This window comes from Mesorhizobium sp. WSM2561 (genome assembly GCF_000513915.1).
GTDB classification, from domain to species: Bacteria; Pseudomonadota; Alphaproteobacteria; order Rhizobiales; family Rhizobiaceae; genus Mesorhizobium; species Mesorhizobium muleiense.
In genome coordinates, this window is record NZ_AZUX01000002.1 from 19,550 (window position 1) to 36,862 (window position 17,313).

At 63.7% G+C, this 17,313-nt stretch carries 15 protein-coding genes; 8 read left to right on the top strand and 7 right to left on the bottom strand.

Annotated features, from left to right (window positions below):
* Positions 1 to 59: 59 nt before the first annotated feature.
* From M727_RS0103195 to puuE, 5 genes are all read right to left on the bottom strand, one after another.
* On the bottom strand, positions 60 to 2,045 hold the full coding sequence (locus M727_RS0103195; protein ID WP_027151449.1) for a CocE/NonD family hydrolase: 1,986 nt from the start codon (positions 2,043 to 2,045) through the stop codon (positions 60 to 62).
* A gap of 84 nt (positions 2,046 to 2,129) precedes the next feature.
* Positions 2,130 to 2,723 (bottom strand): nucleoside deaminase, encoded by a 594-nt coding sequence (locus M727_RS0103200; RefSeq protein ID WP_027151450.1) that lies wholly within the window; start codon positions 2,721 to 2,723, stop codon positions 2,130 to 2,132.
* Entirely contained in the window at positions 2,723 to 3,226 is a 504-nt protein-coding gene (locus M727_RS0103205) for an ureidoglycolate lyase (RefSeq protein ID WP_027151451.1), read from the bottom strand. The genes M727_RS0103200 and M727_RS0103205 overlap by 1 nt, the downstream gene beginning before the upstream one ends.
* Complete coding sequence (locus M727_RS0103210; RefSeq protein ID WP_027151452.1) at positions 3,223 to 4,086, bottom strand: bifunctional allantoicase/(S)-ureidoglycine aminohydrolase; 864 nt, start codon at positions 4,084 to 4,086, stop codon at positions 3,223 to 3,225. Before M727_RS0103210 ends, M727_RS0103205 begins: the two co-directional genes overlap by 4 nt.
* Before the next feature lie 29 nt (positions 4,087 to 4,115).
* Positions 4,116 to 5,549, bottom strand: a complete 1,434-nt coding sequence (gene puuE, locus M727_RS0103215; RefSeq protein WP_027151453.1) for an allantoinase PuuE — start codon at positions 5,547 to 5,549, stop codon at positions 4,116 to 4,118.
* A gap of 192 nt (positions 5,550 to 5,741) precedes the next feature.
* Between puuE and uraH the strand changes: the two genes are divergently transcribed.
* The 4 genes from uraH (at position 5,742) to xdhC (ending at position 11,021) form a co-directional block, all read left to right on the top strand.
* Positions 5,742 to 6,116, top strand: a complete 375-nt coding sequence (gene uraH, locus M727_RS0103220) for a hydroxyisourate hydrolase (protein WP_036261361.1) — start codon at positions 5,742 to 5,744, stop codon at positions 6,114 to 6,116.
* 3 nt (positions 6,117 to 6,119) lie between these two features.
* Positions 6,120 to 7,601, top strand: coding sequence for a xanthine dehydrogenase small subunit (gene xdhA, locus M727_RS0103225; protein WP_027151455.1), 1,482 nt, complete (start codon positions 6,120 to 6,122; stop codon positions 7,599 to 7,601).
* Positions 7,601 to 9,949, top strand: coding sequence for a xanthine dehydrogenase molybdopterin binding subunit (xdhB, locus tag M727_RS0103230; RefSeq protein WP_027151456.1), 2,349 nt, complete (start codon positions 7,601 to 7,603; stop codon positions 9,947 to 9,949). Before xdhA ends, xdhB begins: the two co-directional genes overlap by 1 nt.
* Positions 9,950 to 10,025: 76 nt before the next feature.
* Positions 10,026 to 11,021 carry a xanthine dehydrogenase accessory protein XdhC gene (gene xdhC, locus M727_RS0103235; protein ID WP_027151457.1) on the top strand — a complete coding sequence of 332 codons (996 nt, stop codon included), beginning with the start codon at positions 10,026 to 10,028 and terminating at the stop codon, positions 11,019 to 11,021.
* A 21-nt stretch (positions 11,022 to 11,042) separates the two neighbouring features.
* On the opposite strand, the gene M727_RS0103240 is transcribed toward xdhC, so the two are convergent.
* Positions 11,043 to 11,963, bottom strand: coding sequence for a LysR family transcriptional regulator (locus M727_RS0103240; RefSeq protein ID WP_027151458.1), 921 nt, complete (start codon positions 11,961 to 11,963; stop codon positions 11,043 to 11,045).
* 243 nt (positions 11,964 to 12,206) lie between these two features.
* Between M727_RS0103240 and M727_RS0103245 the strand changes: the two genes are divergently transcribed.
* From M727_RS0103245 to M727_RS0103260, 4 genes are all read left to right on the top strand, one after another.
* Positions 12,207 to 13,424: a urate hydroxylase PuuD gene (locus tag M727_RS0103245; protein WP_027151459.1), complete on the top strand. Its 1,218-nt coding sequence runs from the start codon at positions 12,207 to 12,209 to the stop codon at positions 13,422 to 13,424.
* Between the two features lie 2 nt (positions 13,425 to 13,426).
* Complete coding sequence (gene guaD / locus M727_RS0103250) at positions 13,427 to 14,740, top strand: guanine deaminase (protein ID WP_027151460.1); 1,314 nt, start codon at positions 13,427 to 13,429, stop codon at positions 14,738 to 14,740.
* Between the two features lie 74 nt (positions 14,741 to 14,814).
* Complete coding sequence (locus tag M727_RS0103255; protein ID WP_027151461.1) at positions 14,815 to 15,318, top strand: heme-degrading domain-containing protein; 504 nt, start codon at positions 14,815 to 14,817, stop codon at positions 15,316 to 15,318.
* Positions 15,315 to 16,580: a glycerate kinase gene (locus M727_RS0103260; RefSeq protein ID WP_027151462.1), complete on the top strand. Its 1,266-nt coding sequence runs from the start codon at positions 15,315 to 15,317 to the stop codon at positions 16,578 to 16,580. Before M727_RS0103255 ends, M727_RS0103260 begins: the two co-directional genes overlap by 4 nt.
* A gap of 3 nt (positions 16,581 to 16,583) precedes the next feature.
* Here M727_RS0103260 and M727_RS0103265 read toward each other — a convergent pair whose 3' ends face one another.
* Positions 16,584 to 17,306: a UdgX family uracil-DNA binding protein gene (locus M727_RS0103265; RefSeq protein WP_268929826.1), complete on the bottom strand. Its 723-nt coding sequence runs from the start codon at positions 17,304 to 17,306 to the stop codon at positions 16,584 to 16,586.
* Positions 17,307 to 17,313: the final 7 nt, after the last annotated feature.

The window sequence follows — 17,313 nt, forward strand, 5'->3', positions numbered from 1 at the left end:
GAATGCGACATGCCGTGGCGTAAATCGTACGTCGCAATTGGACCAACCCGCGTAAGCGCTCAAAGCAGCGCGCGCGGGATTTTCTCTTCGAAATTGCGCTCGAAAACCAGTTTCTCGCCTTCATAGGCTTCGATTCTGGCGCTAACCATGAAGCTTTGCGCGTCGGACCGCATTTCGGCTGACGTTTCGGTGCGCACCGACCATCCATTTCGCGACAGCGTCTGCGTCCAGTGCGTCTTGCCCGACGCTGACAGCGGATTGTCAGGATGGATCGCCCATGTCTCGCGGGCGACGCTGCCATTGGCGAGGCCATGCTCCAGGTCGCGCACCTCGCCGAAATCGTCGACAATGGAAAGCGTGACGATTCCGGTCTTCTCGTCGCGATCAACATGACGCTCGGAATTGGGGGCACGGACCGTTTCGGTTGCCCAGGGCACGGCTGCCTCGGGCGTAGGGAACGTGCCTTCGTCGCCTTGCGCCGGCGAACGCAGCGGCAGCTTCAGCGTAGCCGCCGACAGGTCGAGCCGAACCGGTTCCGGCGATGGCCAGATCATCGGCCAGTAGGCGTTCGAAACGGCAATACGCAGGCGATGGCCTGATGGCACGCGATAGGCGCATTGGTCGAGCACCACCCGCGCCAAAACGGTCTCTTCCGGCACCAGCGCCTCGGGGAATTCATGCGAGTTGCGGTGCGTCAGGTTGAGCACGCCGTAGGAGATCAATTCGGATGCGCCGTCAGGATGCACGTCGCACAGCCGCACCGCGATGTTCGCCTGCGGTCGATCCGAGGCGACCTGGATCAAAACCTCCGGCGCGCCGACAATGTCGATCGCCTCGCCGAGCGGGGGCTGGTCGAAACACACCGACAGCGCATCGTCGGGGCGCTGGTCGCCGGGCAGTTCCGGCCCGAAGGTGAAGGGGAAATATTCGCCGCCGGCGAGGCCGCAGCTTTGTGGCGAAGCCACGATTGCAGGCCTGGCGCCTTCCGGGATCAGTTCGATCGCCTCAGCCTTGATGTTGGGCGATGGCCAGTCTGCTTCGGCAACCCAGCGGCCGGGCCGCTCGGGATGCCAACGCGCGGGGCGCACGCTGTCCATCACATAGGCGCGGTAGGCCGGGTCGGCCTCGACGCCGGTGTCGATGCCTTTCAACCAGCGGTCCCACCAGCGCAAGGCCTCCTGCAGGAAGCCGATCGCTGGTTTCGGTGCGGCGTAATGCGGGTACTTGTGGATCCACGGGCCGACGATGCCCTTGACCGGCGCCTCGATATTGGCCGCGAGGTGGGAAATCGTATTGCGATAGCCGTCATGCCAGCCGCCGATCGACAGCACGGCGGCTTGGATGGCGGAATAGTCCTCGCAGATCGAACCGCGCTTCCAATAGGCGTCGCGGTGCTGGTGTCTCAGCCACAGCGGCGCCAGGAAGGGCTGGTTCTCCAGCCGGGTCAGCCATAGGTCGCGCCATCTGTTGTCGCCGGCCAGCAGCGGGTCCGGTGGCCGCGACGAATAGGAGAGCATGGTCGAGGCCCAGCCGAAATTCTCGATCAGCAGGCAGCCGCCCTTGTAGTGGATGTCGTCGGCATAGCGGTCGACGGTCGAGCACAGGCTGATGACTGCCTTCAACGCCGGCGGCTGCTTGGCTGCAACCTGCAGGCAGTTGAAGCCGCCCCAGGAGATGCCCATCATGCCGACATTGCCGTTGCACCAGGGCTGGGCGGCCGCCCAGGCGATCACATCGCAGGCGTCCTGCAATTCCTGCTCGGAATATTCGTCGTCCATCAGCCCTTCGGAATCGCCATTGCCGCGCATGTCGACGCGGATCGATGCGTAGCCACAGCCGGCGAAATAGGGATGCGTCAGCTGATCGCGAAAGATCGTGCCGTCGCGCTTGCGGTAGGGCAGGTGCTCAAGGATCGCCGGCACCGGATCGTCGGCGGCATCGGCCGGCATCCACACCCGCGCCGACAGCCGGCAGCCATCCGGCATGACGATGCCCATGTCCGGAAACTCGACGACCTTGCGGGGAAATTCAGTGACGGTTTTCATGCGGGCGACTCCAGGACCGCCAAATGATGGAGCCCGTGGGACGTCGTCGTGGGCCAGCCAACGAATTCGGCTGGTCAATCCGCGTCAACTCAACGGAATGTCGTTTTCGTCCTTGCTCGCCTGGTAAGCGCTGGACAGTTCGTCGTAGCGCGCCGAGATCTTGCCGATCCGTGCTTCCAGCCGCTTGCGCTCGGCCTCGGGCAGCGACCGCACCAGTCTTCGGATCGAAAAGCTCTTCCAATAGGCGTTCTCGGCATTGTAGCCGCCAGGGTTGAGGGTGAAGACCTCCTTCAGGATCTTCAGGTCGTGTGGGATGGCGAAGCTGTCGCGCGAATCCTCGTGCGAAAACAGATAGTAGAAATTGTCGAAGCCGGTCCAGGTGATCGCCGACAGGCAGAGCGAGCAGGGTTCGTGCGTGGCGAGGAAGATCGCGTCCTTGGTGTCGACGCGCTCGGCCTTCGGCATTTCGTAGAACCGCTTCAGGCAGTGCACCTCGCCATGCCAGAGCGGATTTTCCGCCTCGTTGTTGGTTTCGGCGAGCACCAGCGAGCGGTTATCCTTTCTCAAGATCGCCGCGCCGAACAGCTTGTTGCCATGGGCGACGCCTTCGGCCGTCTTCGGCACGATGTCATGCTCGATGACGTCGAGCAGGCGGTCGATCAGCGAAGTATCGGCCATTATTGGCTCCTGTCCGGCAGATCGATCTCGTAACCGTGCGAGAAATGGCACTCTTCGAGGTTGGAGCCGTCGCCACCGCGGTCGACGACGAGAAAATCCTGGGCCTCACCGATCGGCGTCAGCACGCCGTGCCACCGATTGCGTGGGTAATTGACGCCTTGCCCGGGCGCGGTGATGAAGGCGTGCGGCTCTCCTGGGCCTTCGTCGCTGTCATGGCAGACGACGACCAGGAACGGCCGTGGCGACAGCGGGATGAAAGCCTGGCTGCCGAACGGGTGACGCTCGACCATGGTGAGCTTCAGCGGAAAATCGTAAGGCGTGCCGCGCACCATAGAGATCAGCACGCGCGCATTCGGTCCCTGCGCCTCGGCGGTGGCGAGGTCGTGGTAGCGTTCCGCCTTGCCGCCATTGATCGGGTAGTGATTGTCGCCGCCCATATCGATGACGTCGCCGAATTCAGCGAAGTTCTCGCGGGTCAGCGGGCGCGCCACAATGCGGCTCATGGCGCGCGCCTCGCGACGCCGGCGCCGCCAAGCTTGGCATGCCGGTTGACGTCCTTGTAGAGCAGATATCGGAACTGGCTCGGACCGCCGGCATAGCAGGCCTGCGGGCAGAAGGCGCGCAGCCACATATAGTCGCCGGCCTCGACCTCGACCCAGTCCTGGTTAAGGCGGTAGACCGCCTTGCCCTCCAGCACATAGAGGCCGTGCTCCATGACATGGGTCTCGGCGAAGGGGATGACCGCGCCCGGCTCGAGTGTGACGAGGGTGATGTGCATGTCGTGGCGCATGTCTTCAGGATCGACGAAACGCGTCGTCGCCCATCTGCCTTCGGTGCCGGGCATGGGCGTGGGCGCGATGTCCTGTTCGTTTGCAAAAAGGGCTTGCGGCGTATCGATGCCCTCCACGGCTTCGTAGGCTTTTCGGATCCAGTGGAAACGAACGGGTGCGCCGCCCTCGTTGCGAACGGTCCATCCGCTGGCCGGCGGCAGGAAAGCAAAGCCGCCCGGCTGCAGGACATGTTTCTCGCCAGCCAGCAAAACGGTCAGCTCGCCCTCGACCACGAACAGGGCGCCCTCGGCGCCGGCATACGGTTCCGGCCGGTCGCTGCCGCCGCCGGGCGCCACCTCGACGATATATTGCGAGAACGTCTCGGCAAAACCCGAGAGCGGGCGCGACAGCACCCAGACGCGGGTCTTGTCCCAGAACGGCAAGGCGCTGGTGACGATGTCCTGCATCACGCCCCGTGGAATGACGGCATAGGCCTCGGTGAAGACGGCGCGGCCGGTCAGCAGCTCACTCTGGCCGGGGTGGCCGCCCTGCGGCGCGTAATAGGTTCGGTCGGCCATTTTCATCGTATCCATCAGTTCAGAGCCTGTTGCGGAAGCTAGGCCTATTGCGGAAGCATGTCCTTGAGGCGGAGCAGTGCGATACGCTCGACCTGTTTGCAGGCGGTTTCGAATTCAACGGCGCGGCTGTTGCCGATGCGCGCCTCGAACTCCGCCAGGATTTCTTCCTTGGTCTTGCCTTTCACCGCGATGATGAAGGGGAAGCCGAAACTGGTGACGTAGGCGGCATTGAGCTTGGAGAACAGCTCGCGCTCTTTATCGGTCAGCGCCTCGAGCCCGGCGGAAGCCTGTTCCCTGGCCGATTCCGTTGTCAGCCGCTTGGCCTGAGCCAGTTTTCCGGCAAGGTCGGGATGGGCGTTGAGCACGGAGAGCCGCTCGGTCTCGCTGGCGCCGCGAAAGACACGGCACAGCGCATTGTGCAGGCCGCCGGCACTGTCATGCGCCGGACCGAGCTCCAGCTCATAGGCGCGCTCGGCGATCCACAGCGAATGCTCGAATACGCCGCCGAATGCCTGGACGAAAGCCTCAAATTCCATCTTCGACGGGCGCAGCGTCGGCGGCCGGAACGGATGGTTCTCTTGCCAGTGCCTTGCAATGTCGATGCGTCGCGCCAGCCAGACCCTGTCGTGCGATTTGACGTAGTCGACGAAGCGCTTCAGCGCCGCGACCCGGCCCGGCCTGCCGACGAGGCGGCAGTGCAGGCCGATATTCATCAAGCGCGGCCGCCCTGCCTTGCCCTCGGCATAGAGCGTGTCGAAACTATCCCTAAGATAGGCGAAGAACTGGTCGCCCGAGTTGAAGCCCTGCGGCGTGGCGAAACGCATGTCGTTGGCGTCGAGCGTATAGGGGATGATGAGCTGCGGCTTTGCCGACCCGTCCGGCCCACCATGCTCGAACCAGTACGGCAGCTCGTCGTCATAGGTGTCCGACACATAGTCGAAGCCGCCCTCTTCCGCCGCCAGCCGCACGGTGTTGATCGACGTGCGGCCGGTGTACCAGCCGGTCGGCCGTGCCCCGGTCACCTCGTAGTGCAGCCGGATTGCCTCGTCCATGTCGCGGCGCTCGTCCTCCGGCGCATGGTCGCGATAGTCGGTCCATCTCAGCCCGTGCGAGGCGATCTCCCAGCCGGCCTCCTGCATCGCCACGACCTGGTCGGGCGAACGCGCCAGCGCTGTGGCGACGCCGTAGCAGGTGACCGGCACCTCAGCTTCGGTGAACAGGCGCAGCAATCGCCAAAAGCCGGCGCGCGCGCCATATTCGTAGATCGATTCCATGTTCCGGTGGCGCTGCCCGGGCCAGGGTGCAGCGCCGACAATCTCGGACAGGAAGGCTTCCGAAGCCTTGTCGCCATGCAGGACGCAGTTCTCGCCGCCTTCTTCGTAATTGACGACGAACTGAACCGCGACATGCGCCCTGCCGGGCCATTTCGGATCCGGCGGATTGGCGCCGTAGCCGCGCATGTCTCGTTCGTAACGCATTGTCGCTCCTGCCGGATAGTGTGATCAGGATAGTCGAAGGATTGCTTGCGCATTCCCCCGAAAATTTTTGAAAGTGTTTTTGCAGCACTTCACTCGACCGGGACTTATGCATCGCCTTTAATTGGCGCACAATTCGTCAAACGTGTTCGACTGTACCGGGCATGTTCGACCGTACCGGAATGGGAGCAGCCAGTGGCGGAAACGTCGATAGCCGAAGGCGGACGCCTGACGACCCATGTCCTCGACACCGCGACCGGCAGGCCGGCGGCCGGCCTGTCGATCGAGCTTTACCGCATCAACGACGACATGCGGACGCATCTGAAGACTGCGGTCACCAATGCCGACGGCCGCTGTGACGCGCCGCTGCTTGCCGACGCGGAATTCCGCACCGGCGAATACGAGCTAGTCTTCGCTGCCGGCGACTATCTGCGCCGGCAGGGGTTGAGACTGCCGGAACCGGCCTTCCTCGACAGCGTGCCGATCCGCTTCGGCATGGCCGAGCCGATGCACTATCATGTGCCGCTGCTGATATCGCCCTACGGCTATTCGACCTATCGCGGGAGCTGAGGCATGGCCACGCTCAACATACGCAATGAGATACGCTTCCTCCTCAATGGCGAGCAAATTGTTTTGACCACGGTAGCGCCCGACGAGACCTTGCTCGACTGGCTGCGGCTCGAGCGCTCGCTGCGCGGCACCAAGGAAGGCTGCGCCGAGGGCGATTGCGGCGCTTGCACCGTGCTGGTCGGAAGGCTCTCAGGCGGCCGGCTGGTCTATGAAAGCGTCAATGCCTGCATCCGCTTCCTTGGCTCGCTCGATGGCACGCATGTCGTGACCATCGAGCATCTGCGCGGCGACGGCGAAAAACTGCATCCGGTGCAGCAGGCGATGGTCGATTTCCACGGCTCGCAATGCGGCTTCTGCACGCCGGGCTTCGTCATGTCGCTTTATGCCCTGTGGATGCGGTCACCGGAGCTGCCGGATGCAGCCATCGAAAAGGCGCTTCAGGGCAATCTCTGCCGCTGCACCGGCTACGAGGCGATCATGCGGGCGGCACGTGCCATCTCCAGCTACGGCAAGGCGGCAAAGGATCCGCTCGCAGCGGAGCGCAAGGCGATCACGAGCAAGCTCGAAGCGATGAAAGACGGTTCGCGCATCGAGATCGGCGCCGGCAAGCAGCGTCTGGTTGTGCCGGCCGATGCCGACGATCTCGCCGCGGTGTTCGACAAGGAGCCGGGCGCCACCATCGTCGCCGGTTCGACCGACGTCGGCCTATGGGTGACCAAGCATATGCGCGAGATTTCGCCGGCGATCTTCATCGGCAATCTCGACGGGCTCTGTGCGGTTTCCGAGGATAAGGGCATCATCTCGATCGGCGCTGGTGTCACCTATACCGAAGCTTTCTCAATATTGGCGAAACGCATCCCGCCGCTCGGGCCGCTGTTCGATCGCATCGGCGGCGATCAGGTGCGCAATATGGGCACGATCGGCGGCAACATCGCCAACGGCTCGCCGATCGGCGACACGCCGCCGCCGTTGATCGCGCTCGGCGCGCGGCTGACGCTGCGCCGCGGCAACAAGCGGCGGACGATCTCGCTTGAAGACTTCTTCATCGCCTATGGCAAGCAGGACCGGCAGCCGGGCGAATTCGTCGAGGCCGTGCATGTCCCAGTGCCGGTCAGGGATACCAAATTCGCCGTCTACAAGATCACCAAGCGCCGTGACGAGGACATCACCGCAGCACTTGGCGCATTCCTGCTGGCCGTGGGCAAGGACGGCACGGTGGTGGAGGTGCGTATCGCCTATGGCGGCATGGCGGCAACGCCGAAGCGGGCTTTCGGCGTGGAAAAGGCGCTGCTCGGCAGGCCTTGGACGGAGGCGACGGTCCAGACCGCGATGGCCGAGTACGCCAAAGACTTTACCCCGCTGACCGACATGCGGGCGAGCGCCGAATACCGGGCGCTGGCGGCGCGTAACCTGCTGTTGCGGTTCTTCGCCGAGACCAGCGGCACCAAAGCGCCGATCCAGATATCGCGCCACGAGGCGGCGTGATGACCAAGCACGCTCCAAACCTCAAGGCGCAGAAAATCGCTGGTGGCGTTGCCACCGACCAGCGTCATGATTCCGCGCACAAGCATGTCCGCGGCACGGCCGTCTATATCGATGACATGCCGGAATCATCCGGCACGCTGCATGGCTGCCTCGGGCTTTCGACGGCCACGCATGCCGCCATCAGCAGCATGGACCTGTCGGCGGTGCGCGCAGCACCCGGCGTCGTCGACGTGCTGACGGCGAGCGACGTGCCGGGCGAAAACGACATTTCGCCGACCGGCCGCCACGACGAACCGGTGCTGGCCGACGGCAAGGTGCAGTTCTTCGGCCAACCGATCTTTTGTGTCATCGCCGAAACCCGCGAGCAGGCGCGCCGCGCCACAAGGCTGGCCAAGGTCGAATACAAGGAATTGCCTTTCGTCACCGACATCGGCGTTCTCGATCCCAGGAAGGACAAGCTGGTCACGCCGCCGCTGACCCTGAGGCGCGGCGATGCCGGGGCTGCGATCAATGCGGCGCCGCGCCGGCTGAAGGGAAAAATGCGCATCGGCGGCCAGGACCATTTTTATCTCGAAGGCCAGATCGCCATGGCCATTCCCGGCGAGGATCAGGACGTCACGATTTATTCCTCAACCCAGCATCCGAGCGAAATCCAGCACATGGTCAGCCATGCGCTCGGCGTGCCGAGCCATGCCGTCACGGTCGAGATCCGCCGCATGGGCGGCGGCTTTGGCGGCAAGGAAACGCAAGGCAACCAGTTTGCCGCGCTCGCGGCGATTGCTGCGAAAAAACACCATCGCGCGGTGAAAATCCGGCCCGACCGTGACGACGACATGATCGCCACCGGCAAGCGCCATGACTTCCTCGTCGATTACGAGGTCGGCTTCGACGACGAGGGCAATATCCTCGGCGTCGATTTCATGTTTGCGGCGCGCTGCGGCTTCTCGGCGGACCTGTCGGGCCCGGTCACCGATCGCGCGCTGTTCCACTGCGACAACACCTATTTCTGGCCGGCGGTTCATGCGCAATCGGCGCCGCTCTACACCAACACGGTGTCGAACACCGCCTTCCGCGGCTTCGGCGGGCCGCAAGGCATGGTCGGCGCCGAGCGTGTCATCGAAGAGGTCGCCTTTGCCGTTGGCAAGGACCCGCTCGAGATTCGCAAGAAGAATTTTTATGGCACCAGCGACCGCAACGTCACGCCCTATCACCAGACGGTCGAGGACAACATCATCCACCGCATCGTCGCCGAGCTGGAGGCGAGTTGCGACTATGCGAGGCGTCGCCGCACCATTGAAGCTTTCAACGTCAACAGCCGCTTCATCAAGCGTGGATTGGCGCTGACGCCGGTCAAGTTCGGCATCTCGTTTACCGCCACCCACTACAATCAGGCCGGCGCGCTGGTGCATGTCTACACCGACGGTTCGGTGCATCTGAACCATGGCGGCACCGAGATGGGGCAGGGTCTCTACGTCAAGGTGGCGCAGGTGGTGGCGGAAGAATTCCAGATCGACCTCAACCAGGTAAAGATCACCGCGACCACGACCGGCAAGGTCCCGAACACCTCGGCGACGGCCGCATCGTCCGGTTCCGACCTCAACGGTATGGCGGCGCAGAACGCGGCCCGGCAGATCAAGGAGCGGTTGACCAACTTCGCAGCCGAAAAATACCAGGTGCCGCGCGACCAGGTGCTGTTCCTGCCCAACCGGGTGCGCATCGGCAACCAGGAGATCGCCTTCGCCGATCTCATCAGGCAGGCCTATATGGCGCGCATCCAGCTTTCGGCGGCGGGCTTCTACAAGACGCCGAGAATCCATTGGGATCGCGACAAGGGCGAGGGTCGTCCCTTCTATTATTTCGCCTATGGCGCCGCGTGCTCGGAAGTCTCGGTCGACACGCTAACCGGCGAGTATGTCGTCGAGCGCACCGACATCCTGCACGAGACCGGACGCTCGCTGAACCGCGCCATCGACCTTGGCCAGGTCGAAGGCGGCTTCATCCAGGGCATGGGATGGCTGACGACGGAGGAGCTTTGGTGGGACGAAAAGGGCCGGCTGCGCACCCATGCGCCGTCGACCTACAAGATTCCGCTCGCCTCGGACCGACCGAAGATCTTCAATGTGACGCTGGCCGATTGGCCGGAAGCAAGCGAGCCGACGGTGCACCGCTCGAAGGCGGTCGGCGAGCCGCCGCTGCCGCTCGGCATCTCGGTGCTGCATGCGCTGTCGGATGCGGTGGCAAGCGTTGCCGACCACCGGATCTGCCCGCGCCTCGACCCACCGGCGACACCGGAGCGGGTGCTGATGGCGATCGAACGACTGAAGGAGGAGGCCAAGACCGGTGCTTGAACTCGGTCCCGGGTTCGTACAAGGCGTGCAATCCGGGCCGAAAAACCCTATGTTTCCCGACAGGGAAAGCAAAAACATGACCTCGAAAGTGCAAAGCCTGAAAGCCTTTCTTGGCGGCGCCGGCCGGGTTGCCCTAGTCGAAGTGGCCGGGACCAAAGGCTCGACGCCCCGCGAGACGGGCGCCTACATGCTCGTCTCGGGCGCGGCGATTTTTGGCACGATCGGCGGCGGCCAGCTCGAATATATGGCGATCGACAAGGCACGGCAGCTGCTTTTCTCCCCCCTTGAGGGGGAGATGGCCGCGGAGCGGCCAGAGGGGGTCGGTAGAGGAAGCACGCGACCTAAGAAAATGTCGAGCACTGGCGCGGCGACCCCACCCGACGGCTTCGCCGCCACCCTCCCCTCAAGGGGGAGGGATATCCGCGCTACCCTCGATATCGCGCTCGGGCCGGAGATCGGCCAATGCTGCGGCGGCAGGGTCGAGGTGCTGATCCGGCTGGTCGATAAAGCTCTCGAAGCCGATCTGGTCGCGGCGGCGGACGCCGAGCAGGCGCAGCTGCCGCATGTCTACATCTTCGGCGGCGGCCATGTCGGCCAGGCGCTGGCCTCGGCGGTGGCCTTGCTGCCGGTCCGTGTCGTCGTTGTCGAGACGCGGGCCGAGGCGCTGGAGGGCATGCCGGACACGGTCGAAACCAGCCTGACGCCAATGCCCGAGGCGATGGTGCGCAAGGCTTCGGCTGGCGCCGCATTCGTCGTCCTCACTCACGACCACGCACTGGATTTCCTGATCGTCGCCGAGGCACTGAAACGCCGGGATGCCGCCTATGTCGGCATGATCGGCTCGAAGACCAAGAAGGCGACATTCAGGAACTGGTTCCTGAAGGCGGCGGACGGCAGCGAGGCGCAATTTGCCGACCTCGTCTCGCCGATCGGCGGCGATGCGGTCAAGGACAAGCGTCCTCAAGTGATCGCGGCCTTGGCGGCGGCCGAGATCATGACGGCGCTGGCCACCCATGCCGGCGCACGAGCCGCGCCGCACCCCGTCTCTCGTGGCAAGGCAATGGCCGGCTGACGGCCAGAATTCGAGCAACGCTCATTTGCCGGCCAGAATTTCCTTGATCAGCCGTTGGCAGCGCTCGGCCATGAAGTCGAGCAGCAGCCGCACCTTCGGGTCCTGCAGCTTCTTGTGCGGGTAGACGGCGGCGAACTGGACCGGCGTCGGTGGTGTGTCGGGCAGGATCACCTTCAGCCGCCGGTCGCGGATGAACGGCTCGACCTCGAAGCGCGGCTTGTTGATGATGCCGCGGCCCGACAGCGCCCAGCCGGTCAGCACGTCGCCATCGTCGGTGTCATAGGGTCCGTGCACCTCGAATTTCCGCGGACCGTCGGCCGTCTGCAGCGTCCACACATATTCGCGCGCGCCGGCGTAGCGCAGCATCAGGCAGTCGTGTTTGCTGGCGATCAGTTCCTGCGGCTCGGTCGGTTCGCCGCGCGTCTCCAGATATTTCGGCGCCGCCACCAGCACCCGCTCGCACTCCATGATGCCGCGCATTCTCAGGCTGGAATCCTCGATGATACCCAGTCTGAACGCGACGTCGATACCTTCCTTCATGATGTCGACATTGTGGTCCGAAAGCCTCAGCCGCACCTCGATGTCAGGATATTTGTCGTGGAAATCGGGGATTCCCGACGCCACCAGCCGCCGGCCGAGGCCAAGCGGCGCTGTCACCTTGATGGTGCCACGCGGCTGGCCGGACAAAGCGCTGACAGCCGCTTCCGCCTCGGTGACCGCCTCAAGCACCTGCTTGGCGCCGGAGTAGAACACGGTGCCGTGCTCGGTCGGCATCAATTGCCGCGTCGTGCGATTGAACAGCCTGACACCAAGGTGCTTTTCGAGCTCCTTGATGCGGTTGGACGCGACCGCCGGTGAAATGCGCATGTCACGACCCGCTGCCGACAGATTGCCAAGCTCGACGACGCGGACGAAAACGGCGATGTTGTCGAGATAGGCCATGCAGGTTTCGGGACTCTCATGCGGCTGCGCAGGAATAACCTAGTGCATGACCCCAAAAAATCGGAATCGATTTTCGGAAAGGATCATGCACCAGATAAAAGTTCTACAGCGTCCTTTGCGCGTCCAAGGGACGCGCGGCGCTGTAGTATTTTCCATTTTTTTTTGAAAGTCATCGTGCAGCTCGGCCCTTTCCGTTTGCGCTCCAGTCCGTAAAGTCACCCGATCGGCAGGGACGACTTTTCAATGTTGGATTTCGCGATTTTCTGGGACTGGCTGAGTTTCGCCGTGCGCTGGCTGCATGTCGTCACCAGCATCGCCTGGATCGGTTCGTCCTTCTATTTCGTCGCACTTGATCTCGGCTTGCGCCAGCGCCCGGGCATGCCTGTCGGCGCCTTCGGCGAGGAATGGCAGGTGCATGGCGGCGGCTTCTACCACATCCAGAAATATCTGGTGGCGCCGGCCGAAATGCCTGAGCACCTGACCTGGTTCAAATGGGAATCCTACGCTACCTGGCTGTCGGGCTTTGCCATGCTGTGCGTCGTCTACTATGCCGGGGCGGACCTCTTCCTGATCGATCCCAACGTGCTTGCCATGTCGGTGCCTACAGGCATCTTGCTGTCGCTGGCGACGATCGGCGTCGGCTGGGTGGTCTACGATCTCTTATGCCGTTCGCAGCTTGGCAGGAGCGACACCGGCCTGATGCTGGTGCTCTATGGCGTGCTGGTGTTCATCGCCTGGGGTCTTACCCATCTGTTCACCGGCCGCGCCGCTTTCCTGCATCTTGGCGCCATCACCGCGACGATCATGTCGGCCAATGTCTTCATGGTCATCATTCCGAACCAGAAGATCGTCGTCGCCGACCTGATCGCCGGCCGCAAGCCCGACCCGAAATACGGCAAGATCGCCAAGCAGCGCTCGCTGCACAACAATTACCTGACGCTGCCCGTCCTATTCCTGATGCTGTCGAACCACTACCCGCTGGCGTTTGCTACCCAGTTCAACTGGGTGATCGCCTCGTTGGTTTTCATCATCGGCGTGCTGATCCGGCACTATTTCAACACCATGCATGCGCGCAAGGGCAACCCGACCTGGATCTGGCTGGCTGCCGCCGTCCTGTTCGTCGTCATTATCTGGCTGTCAACCGCCCCGAAAGTGCTGACCGGCGAAGTCAAGGCGTCATCGACGGCACAGGTCTATATCGCCTCGGCGCATTTTCCCGCAGTGCGCGATACGGTGCTTGGCCGTTGCTCGATGTGCCATGCGCAGGAGCCGTCCTACGAGGGCATTTATCACGCGCCGAAAGGTGTGATGCTCGACACGGACGCCGGTATCGCCGGGCAGGCCCGCGAGATCTACCTGCAGGCCGGCCGCAGCCACGCGATGCCGCCCGCCAACGTCACCCATATCACCGACAAGGAGCGGGCGCTGCTGGTGGCATGGTTCGAGGAGGCAGGGAAATAGGCATGACCAGCACACTCTTGCGCGGCCGCACGCTGTCCTTCCTGCGCTGGCCTGAGACCGTCGACGACCATTCCGCCTGGCGCTACGAGGACGACGGCGGTCTGCTGCTCCGCGACGGCAGGATCGTTGCCGCGGGCGCCTATGCCGAGGTCGAGAAAAAGGCTGATGAAGGCGTAAAAAAGATCGACCACCGTCCGCATTTGCTGCTGCCTGGTTTCATCGACGCGCATGCGCATTTTCCGCAGATGCAGGTCATCGCCTCCTACGGCGCCGAGTTGCTCGATTGGCTGAACACTTACACCTTTCCCGAGGAAACCAAATTCCAGAACGCCCAGCATGGCCGCCGCATCGCCAGGCTGTTCCTCGACGAGATGCTGCGCCATGGCACGACGACCGTCGCCGCCTATTGCTCGGTGCACAGGGAATCGGCCGAAGCGTTCTTCGCCGAGTCGCATGACCGCAACATGCTCAACATCGCCGGCAAGGTGATGATGGATCGCAACGCGCCGGAGGGCGTGCTCGACACGCCGCAATCGGCCTATGACGACAGCAAGGCGCTGATCGCCGAGTGGCACGGCAAGGGGCGCCAGCACTATGCCATCACACCGCGCTTCGCCATCACCTCCTCACCCGAGCAATTGGAGATGGCGGGCGCGCTCTGCCGCGAACATCCTGATCTGCACATGCAGACGCATCTGTCGGAAAACCACGCCGAGATTGCCTTTACGCTGCAACTCTACCCGCGGGCACGCGACTATACCGATGTCTACGAGCACCATGGGCTGCTCGGGCGCAAAAGTCTGTTCGGCCACTGCATCCATCTTTCGGAACGCGAGGCGGATGCGCTTTCGGAAACGGGCTCGGTCGCCGTGTTCTGTCCGACCTCGAACCTGTTCCTCGGCTCGGGCCTGTTCGACTATCAGCGTTACCGCCGCCGCGAAAAACCACTCCGTATCGCCACCGCCACCGATGTCGGCGGCGGCACTAACTATTCGATGCTGCGCACCATGGATGAGGGCTACAAGGTGATCGCGCTGAACGGCGAGAAGCTCAATCCGTTCCAGTCGTTCTGGCAGCTCACCCGCGGCAATGCCGAGGCGCTGTCGATCGTGGAAAAGATCGGCACGCTCGACCAAGGCAGCGATGCCGACATCGTCGTCCTCGATGCCCGCGCCACGCCGGCCATGCGGCTGCGGATGGAGACGGCGGACACGCTGCCGGAGGAGCTGTTTCTGCTGCAGACGCTGGGCGACGACCGCGCCGTGCGCGAGGTCTACGTCGCCGGGCGGGCGATGAAGACCGATATGGCGGTTTAGCTATCCCACACGTCCCGCTTGACCCGGCGGCAGCCATCGGTCAAAGCGTGCCGCGACGTTGATAGGGGAACGACATGGCCGTTGCAGACGATATCGCTCTGATCCAGAAACAGGAAGCCGAGCTTGTCTTCTCGGTCTTCGATGAAGCTGTCGCCTTCAAGATCGGCTCGACGATCCGCGACCGGGCACTGGCCCAGGGCTTGCCGATCATCGTCGACATCAGGACCTTCGACCGGCCGCTGTTCTACGCGGCAATGCCGGGCTCGAACGCCTCCAATCCGGATTGGGCGCGGCGCAAGATCAACGTGGTGCAGCGTTTCCTGAAAAGCACCTACCGCATGGTGCTGGAGCAGCAGCGTCCCGACCGCAGCTTCAAGCCGGGCGAGGGGCTCGACATATCGGACTATGTGCTGGCCGGTGGTGGCTTTCCCATAACGGTCAAAGGTGCCGGCGTCATCGGTGTGATCGCGGTCTCGGGCCTGCCGGAGCGTGAGGATCACGGCGTCGTCGTCGATGCGCTGTGCAGCTACCTCGGCGTCGACGGGCGCGAGCTGGCACTGCCGCCGGAAGCAAAATGACCGCGCTCGATCCCAAATCCTTCCTCGCCGCCATCTTCAACGCCGCCGTTGCCGCCGCTGATCCGCAGAGGACGATCAGGGATCATCTGCCGGCAACGCCGAAGGGGCGCACAATCGTCATTGGTGCAGGAAAAGGCTCGGCGCAGATGGCGGCGGCTTTCGAAAAAGTGTGGGACGGGCCGATCGAAGGGCTGGTCGTCACCCGTTACGGCTATGGCGCGAGCTGCCAGCGCATCGAGATCATCGAGGCGGCGCATCCGGTGCCGGACGCCGCCGGGCTCGAAGCGTCGCGCCGGCTGCTCGAAAAGGTGCAGGGGCTGACCGCGGACGATCTAGTCGTGGCGCTCATCTCCGGCGGCGGCTCGGCGCTGCTGCCGGCGCCCGCCGAAGGTCTGACGCTGGCTGACGAGATCGCCGTCAACGAGGCGCTGCTCGCCTCCGGCGCGCCGATCGCCGCCATGAACACCATCCGCAAGCATGTTTCCACCATCAAGGGCGGCAGGCTGGCGGCAGCTGCCTATCCGGCAAAGCTGGTATCTTTGGTGGTCTCCGACATTCCCGGCGACAATCCGGCGCTTGTCGCTTCCGGCCCGACCGTTCCCGATTCCGGCAACCGCCAAGAGGCGCTGGCATCGATCGCCGCCTATGGCATGAAACTGCCGGCTGCCGTGATGGCGCATATCAATTCGCCGGCCGCCGATGCGCCGCGCGCCGACGATCCGCGTTTTTCGCGCAACGAAGTGCATCTGATCGCCTCGGCCGGCGTATCGCTGGAAGCGGCTGCGGCCGAAGCCAGGCGCCATGGCGTCGAGGCGGTCATCCTCTCCGATTCCATCGAGGGCGAGGCACGCGAGGTCGGCGGTGTTCATGCGGCAATCGCCCGTGAAGTCGCGACGCGCAACCGGCCTTTCCGAAAGCCCGTGTTGGTCTTGTCGGGTGGCGAGACGACGGTGACCGTGCGGGCGAAGGGCAAGGGCGGCCGTAACTCGGAATTCCTGCTCGCCTTCGCCATCGGCATCAGCGGTATTGGGGGCGTCCATGCCCTGGCCGCTGACACCGATGGCATCGACGGTTCGCAGGACAATGCCGGCGCCTTTGCCGACGGTTCGACGGTTTCGCGGATGCGGGCCGTGGGCATCGATGCCAAGGCGATGCTTGCCGGCAACAACGCCTGGACGGCATTCAAGGCCGTCGGCGATCTCTTCGTGCCCGGCCCGACCGGGACGAACGTCAATGATTTGAGGGCAATCCTGATCAGTTAGGGGTCAGGCGGCCATCAGTTTTTTCACCGCCTTCATGTCCTGCAGGAACCGCTCGCGTTCGGCCTGTTTGTCCGCCGGTTCGCGAATACGCAGGATGAAGGACGGGTGGATGGTGACGAACACAGGCAAGCCATCGTCCCGCTCTACGACCGCGCCGCGCATCTTCATGATTGGCACGACCTTGCCGAGCAGCGACTGCGCCGCCGTTGCGCCGAGCGCCACCGCCAGATTGGGCTTGATCAAATCGAGCTCCCTGTCGAGCCACCAGCGGCAGGCCTGTACCTCGCCGGCATTCGGCTTCGAGTGGATGCGCCGCTTGCCGCGCGGCTCGAACTTGAAATGCTTGACCGCATTGGTGACATAGACTTTCAGCCGGTCGACGCCGGCATCGTCGAGAATGGTGTCGAACACCTTTCCCGCCGGACCGACGAAAGGTTTACCGGCCAGATCCTCCTGGTCGCCTGGCTGTTCACCGACGAAAACCACCTTGGCCCTGTCAGGCCCTTCGCCGAACACGGTCTGCGTTGCGTTGCGCCACAGCGGGCAGCGACGACAGGCCTTCGCCACTTCGCTGAGTTCGGGAATGGTGCTTGCGCCATCGTCTTCCGCCGTCTCAGGCAATTCAGGCTTGGGCCAGCGTCTTGCCTGCACCTTGGCGTGGTGTGGAGAATTTGTCTGCATCCTGGCGATCATGGCTGATGCGGCCTTGCCCGCTGCTGCGATCAGATGCGGA

Excerpts from the sequence above, each read along its gene's own strand:
- M727_RS0103195 (WP_027151449.1), bottom strand. The coding sequence starts at position 2,045 with ATGAAAACCGTCACTGAATTTCCCCGCAAGGTCGTCGAGTTTCCGGAC.
- M727_RS0103200 (WP_027151450.1), bottom strand. The coding sequence starts at position 2,723 with ATGGCCGATACTTCGCTGATCGACCGCCTGCTCGACGTCATCGAGCAT.
- M727_RS0103205 (WP_027151451.1), bottom strand. The coding sequence starts at position 3,226 with ATGAGCCGCATTGTGGCGCGCCCGCTGACCCGCGAGAACTTCGCTGAA.
- M727_RS0103210 (WP_027151452.1), bottom strand. The coding sequence starts at position 4,086 with ATGGATACGATGAAAATGGCCGACCGAACCTATTACGCGCCGCAGGGC.
- puuE (WP_027151453.1), bottom strand. The coding sequence starts at position 5,549 with ATGCGTTACGAACGAGACATGCGCGGCTACGGCGCCAATCCGCCGGAT.
- xdhA (WP_027151455.1), top strand. The coding sequence starts at position 6,120 with ATGGCCACGCTCAACATACGCAATGAGATACGCTTCCTCCTCAATGGC.
- xdhB (WP_027151456.1), top strand. The coding sequence starts at position 7,601 with ATGACCAAGCACGCTCCAAACCTCAAGGCGCAGAAAATCGCTGGTGGC.
- xdhC (WP_027151457.1), top strand. The coding sequence starts at position 10,026 with ATGACCTCGAAAGTGCAAAGCCTGAAAGCCTTTCTTGGCGGCGCCGGC.
- M727_RS0103240 (WP_027151458.1), bottom strand. The coding sequence starts at position 11,963 with ATGGCCTATCTCGACAACATCGCCGTTTTCGTCCGCGTCGTCGAGCTT.
- M727_RS0103245 (WP_027151459.1), top strand. The coding sequence starts at position 12,207 with ATGTTGGATTTCGCGATTTTCTGGGACTGGCTGAGTTTCGCCGTGCGC.
- guaD (WP_027151460.1), top strand. The coding sequence starts at position 13,427 with ATGACCAGCACACTCTTGCGCGGCCGCACGCTGTCCTTCCTGCGCTGG.
- M727_RS0103255 (WP_027151461.1), top strand. The coding sequence starts at position 14,815 with ATGGCCGTTGCAGACGATATCGCTCTGATCCAGAAACAGGAAGCCGAG.
- M727_RS0103260 (WP_027151462.1), top strand. The coding sequence starts at position 15,315 with ATGACCGCGCTCGATCCCAAATCCTTCCTCGCCGCCATCTTCAACGCC.